Raw genomic sequence first — 5,124 nt, 5'->3', positions numbered from 1 at the left:
TTTTTCTGTCTACTGCCGCTCCTTCGTCGCGGCTTGCCTCAATAGTCGAGAATAATAGCTAGATCTACTTTCGTACTGTCTGTCCCGCTCTAACTGTTTGTATAAATCCGGTGGGAGTGATATGGTACAACGTTTCGCTAAATTTGCCAAATCATTCATCAGAGTGTGATTATTAATCGAGGCAAGAAGAGAACTAAAGATCATCCTCCTTCACCAACATTTTATTGAGCTTATCCCTTAGTTTCTTTTTGTATTCCTTTATCCTACGCTCCATGATCTCCCTAGTGTTATCCATATCCGACTCTTCAGATGTCATACTAAAGTAGGACTCCGGATCTGGCAGATCATTATCTATGTCAAATGGTTGTGGCTCTAACTCATGGTTTGCTTCGTAGTCGTACTTATTAGGTGGACATTCCTTTTTCCACAGATCTTCATCCCAATACTCCTTAGAGAGTATTTTATCCCGAAGTAATTTCTCGAATCTTTTGATCTTTATTTTGGTGGTTAACATTGCCTCTACTTGAATGCCAAATTTCTCACCATATTTCTTTACCAGTTCAGGATATTTGTCCGCAAATCGCTCAAAGCGTGGATCTTTATTCTCCTCTGTATTATACTCTGGATTTTCCACCAAGTTCCATTCGAGAATTTGTTCGGGTGTGACTGCCACTCTAATTACTTCAAATTCCTTATGATGGGTCCATCCAGTATAATATTGAATGGCATTAACCAGATACTCATCTAACCAATCGCCCGTTGAATCTAGATCGCCACAGTAAAGTATGATAACCTGTTTGATATGGTCATGTGACTCCTTCAACTTTTTGATTCGTTCACAGTTCTTTGCTAATGTATAGGTGGTTGCCACACCACCTGCTGCAGTAACTTTAACAATGTCTCCAATCAGACTATCAAGTGTTTTGATAAGATTAGCTGCCTCGACCCAGACCTCAACATACTTGGGTTGATGCCACCACTTACCCGGATTAACCCCATCACTTCCACCATATACCTTACCATCATAATCATCCGGTAGCTCATCAAGTGCATCTATAGCTTTGTCTGCCTCTTCGAATCCGTTATTAAGATGTTCCTCCCAAACGTCTGGCCACTCTGCAGGTGTTGGGTTAGATGGGCCTTTATCTAGATCTGTAGATCCCAACAGATCTGGAGATCCCTTATCAATAATACAGTCTAGTGGAAGTTTACCATATCTGGAGGGTTTTAGGAAATCAGAAGTACATCCTCTCCTGGCTTCGGATGTAACTCTCGATAAATAGTTGTAGTTGCTCTGACTTTTTGTTATCAGTCCAACCTCAATTAAACGGTAGTAGAGCTGCCTAAGTTCGACAGGATAAAGGTGTAGGCTCTTGTAAAATGGGAGATCTATTGCTCTGATATGTTCTACTATTGCCTTCCAGTCATTGATTTTCTTTCTATGAAAGATAATCTTCAGTCCTCTATTTTTAATCCGCTTTCTAATGGTGTTATGGCTAACACCAAAGATCTTTGCGATCTTTCTGATCGTTCGGGACTTTGAGAGTTCTATAATATAATCGTCTAAGGCTTCCTGGTCTTCAGTTGACCAATCAATCACGTACGTTTGGTCAACCCCTCATAACGTATAAAGAATACCTTAATAATATCTGTCGAATTATAATGCTCTGTCAACTACATCACTAATTGAGGTTAGAATATGGTACAGATCGGTGGTTGTGTTGACTCGGCTCGGACACCTGCCAGGCAGCGAGCCGTTCCTTCTTTTAATATCTGCCATAGATCGCACACTCTTCGCATAGTGGGGGATAATGAGATTCTTCCAGAGCAGTTATCCATGTTCCAGTCCATTTATCATATATCCCGCAATATGCACGTCCTACAGTTGCGAAGGCCTGTACTAGATCGTCATCTTGATCGGCTAAGGTTTTACCTGTATTCGCTAAATTAAGTAACTTCTCGAAGTATTCGGAAGCTTTGTGTGTATCTAGTTCACCATATTCATCTATGACATCCGGTGCATGTTCCTTGAAATAGATTTTTAAATTCTCCCCATAGATCTTCGCCTTATCTAACCTCTTATTGTAGATCGCTACTCTATCTTCGATCGTCGATTCCATCATCTTATCTCCCTTCGTAAGCGCCTTTGCTCTTTTGCATCTACACTAGCCATTTTTTAACTCCGTCCTTTTGTTTTACGCCGCAGTTTGTGCAATGAGTACATGGAACAGCCGAGTAATCACAATGTTCATGCTCTCCACCATGACACTTACATTGGCACACAAACTTGTGTCCAAGCACGTGATTTACGTATTCACCCTTGCATTCAGAACAGCTGGAAGTAAGACACACAGTCACAACGTCCACTTTAAACTCCGTTCCAGAAATTGAACGTTCTAATAACGGAGTTACGTAAGGTTTGCTAAGCATCTGTGGGCTTTCCCTGGATGGAACTTCCTACTGGCTGGCCGGGCCTCTGCAAAGACTTACCAGTCGTAGGAACTAGGTTTGGTTTTGTTCGTATTTGTACTGCATCTTCTATTATGCGCGAGACGAACTTAGAACGAGTAATATCGCCCCTTAGTTCATCAACCTTCTTACGCAATTTTGCTGAAATGCTGAATGTAATTATCTCAGTCATCTGCATATACTTATTGAATATAATAAATAACTTTTTAGGGTAGACCAACCTACCATTTCTAACAATATATGTTAGAGAGAGCGACTCGTAAGAAGTTAATTGAACATAATTGGAAAGAAATAGCACGAAGAGACTCCAACAAGTATCAGACACTGCTTAGATTACAAAAGAATGCAATTACTATGGTTGATGATCTTACATTGATAGCTCGAAGGCTACCTGAAGAGACACAGAAGGAAATTTTCAGTTATACAAATGTCAATAAGTTATTGAAGGCAATATTAGGGATGCTTCCTGTAAATCGAACTAATGTAGATGATGTAAGAAGAAGCGAATTAGCCGGGCTACTTGTCCGGCTTGGAATTCGGATATGTATAGAACAATATCGAACTAAGGTAGAACAAGATTCTGATTTGAACAATCTTACAATAAACCACCTTGTAAGAGCAAAAGAAATTTGTAATGCAATCTCGTTCAGATTGCGAATGCCACGGATCGTAGAAGAAGCGAAAAAACAAAAATTAGTCTATTTGTTCAATTGGAATAAAGTTAATGACGTACACGAAGTTAGGGAAATGGACATTCAGGATAATAATACAAGAAAATTTGTTGACTATCTTCAAGACATCTGTATTGAAGAGTTTGGAGTTCCATTAGAAATCATCAATAAGATTTGGACTAATATAGAATCATTTGCAGAAGGTATACCCGGATATACTGAGATGTTCTTTAAGTTTACGCCCGTATATGGTGGAGATTTAACAGGTAGGGTGTGGCTGGATTCTAAAAAAAATACTGGACACTTGTCTATGGAGGTATGGGATGGTGTAAAAACAAGAACAGCACAGCGTGACTTAGTCATTAAAGTAGAAAACGAAGAGGTATACGTATACAGAAATCTCTAAAACTGCTTTGACCTCTTTTCTTTAGCCAGAGTTTGGAAATTCATTGTCGTATATTTTGTTTTCAAACAGTTGCTTTGCAAATGTATTTTTGGCATACTGATCCATACTACCAAGTGCAGTTATTAGAGAATGCATCTGAGATTGCATAGAGTTGAATCTTTGTTCCATAATTGCGAGCTTGTTTTCATTCTCTCTCTGCTTCTCTACTGACTCCTGGTACCCATCATACCGTAGAACCATCCTACACTTTAGATTGGCACAAAACTTGGCGTCCGGTGTGTTTGGTTCGTTGCAGTGTGGACAATTCGTAATGTTTAATTTTAATTCGTTATTTGAATTCGGAGGTAATATTCCATGGGCCTCTAAGAGCCTATTAGTAGATTCGTTACCGAAATAATGTGTATAACGTTTTCCCATATTCGAACCCTCAACCCATCCAGCAAATTGTTCTAATATTGGTTTCATGAGTGGATTAGCCGATTTTTCTGTTAATGCAGTATGTCGTCTGACATAGGGGTTCCAGGGTTTTTTCAGCAGCTCACAAATCTTCTGTTTATCATCAAATGGAACGCTAGGGTTATCCAACAAATTTGTGAAACATTTCTTTTGATCACTATAGAAACGAAATATTTCGCTCGATGGAAGATGTCTGGCTAGGCTCTTACTAACCGCACTAATGAAAGGTGCGTTATCATTTGTAGGTTGTGGGTGTTCATGATCCAAATAATCCTTGACATATGGAATGGAGTTGATTAATGCATTATACCTTGTTCCAGTCTTACCATTGAAAAGACATTCTGCATATTGTGTTCCGTCCCCATTAAGCCGAAACTGGACATCAAGGATCTTTAACTTTGTAAGCTCATGTGGTCTTGCCCCGGTATCTCTGGACACCACATGATAGCATTTCAAACGCTTTGAGTGACAGTATTTTAGGAACAAGGTGTCGTCTTCAAGCGACCACATATCTGATGGCTTGTATATTGATACCTCCAGTCGTTTTTGGAAGACTATGTTCTTTACTACATCAGGTTTAGGTCTATCACTTAAAGTATCGTTTGGGTAATACAGCCACTTGAAGAAGGAAATTATAAGGGTTAAGGATTGATTATATGACCCCTTCCATTTGTGTAATGGATCTTCGCTGTCAGGTTTACGTAATTGATTCAGAAATACTATAACATTCTCTCTTTTCATGGCTTTAAACGGCTTATTTTTGTGAAAGCGTGATAGCCGACTTAGATTAGCTATAATGTTTCTGCGATAATTGTCAGACAGCCCTCTTCTCTCAGTTTTTACAGCTGCTATGTAGTTACAAATAAGTAATCCATTTGTTTCTCCTGATTCACGAACGGATTTGAACGAGAAAGGCTTTAGACCATCACAGCACTCTTTAAGTCTATTTTCGGTTAGTTCAGTCATTGGCTTAGAATATTCTATCATAGTTAGTTTTAAAATATAAACATTCATTCATCTGACTATTATATGGGATAGTCGAAAAGTAATATAAAATGAGTAAACCCAACTTTTATGAGAGAACATCCTATCCTAGCAGGCCCCCAAGAAATGGTGACACCA

Annotated in this window: 5 protein-coding genes; 1 reads left to right on the top strand and 4 read right to left on the bottom strand. The window is 39.1% G+C overall.

The genetic code is table 11. From position 1 onward, the window contains the following. Window positions 1–193 precede the first annotated feature (193 nt). From DYY65_RS09300 to DYY65_RS09290, 3 genes are all read right to left on the bottom strand, one after another. Window positions 194–1,600, bottom strand: a complete 1,407-nt coding sequence (locus DYY65_RS09300; RefSeq protein WP_162477686.1) for a helix-turn-helix domain-containing protein — start codon at window positions 1,598–1,600, stop codon at window positions 194–196. Window positions 1,601–1,766: 166 nt separating this feature from the next. After that, on the bottom strand, window positions 1,767–2,123 hold the full coding sequence (locus DYY65_RS09295; RefSeq protein ID WP_162477685.1) for a hypothetical protein: 357 nt from the start codon (window positions 2,121–2,123) through the stop codon (window positions 1,767–1,769). 299 nt (window positions 2,124–2,422) lie between these two features. Next, a complete protein-coding gene (locus DYY65_RS09290; RefSeq protein WP_162477684.1) occupies window positions 2,423–2,641 on the bottom strand; it encodes a hypothetical protein in 219 nt (72 codons plus the stop codon). A gap of 68 nt (window positions 2,642–2,709) precedes the next feature. On the opposite strand from DYY65_RS09290, the gene DYY65_RS09285 reads away from it, so the two are divergent. Further along, window positions 2,710–3,546 (top strand): hypothetical protein, encoded by an 837-nt coding sequence (locus DYY65_RS09285; protein WP_162477683.1) that lies wholly within the window; start codon window positions 2,710–2,712, stop codon window positions 3,544–3,546. A 21-nt stretch (window positions 3,547–3,567) separates the two neighbouring features. Here DYY65_RS09285 and DYY65_RS09280 read toward each other — a convergent pair whose 3' ends face one another. Further along, window positions 3,568–4,968 carry a hypothetical protein gene (locus DYY65_RS09280; RefSeq protein WP_162477682.1) on the bottom strand — a complete coding sequence of 467 codons (1,401 nt, stop codon included), beginning with the start codon at window positions 4,966–4,968 and terminating at the stop codon, window positions 3,568–3,570. Window positions 4,969–5,124: the final 156 nt, after the last annotated feature.

Origin of the sequence: Nitrososphaera sp. AFS (assembly GCF_009898475.1) — an archaeon.
Taxonomy (GTDB): Archaea; Thermoproteota; Nitrososphaeria; order Nitrososphaerales; family Nitrososphaeraceae; genus Nitrosopolaris.
The sequence above is the reverse complement of the archived record's forward strand: the minus strand, read 5'-3'. Positions and strand labels throughout refer to the sequence as shown.

What these genes read in the sequence shown, in the direction of transcription:
- DYY65_RS09285 (WP_162477683.1), top strand. Translation starts at nt 2,710, where the DNA reads ATGTTAGAGAGAGCGACTCGTAAGAAGTTAATTGAACATAATTGGAAA.
- DYY65_RS09290 (WP_162477684.1), bottom strand. Translation starts at nt 2,641, where the DNA reads ATGACTGAGATAATTACATTCAGCATTTCAGCAAAATTGCGTAAGAAG.
- DYY65_RS09280 (WP_162477682.1), bottom strand. Translation starts at nt 4,968, where the DNA reads ATGACTGAACTAACCGAAAATAGACTTAAAGAGTGCTGTGATGGTCTA.
- DYY65_RS09295 (WP_162477685.1), bottom strand. Translation starts at nt 2,123, where the DNA reads ATGATGGAATCGACGATCGAAGATAGAGTAGCGATCTACAATAAGAGG.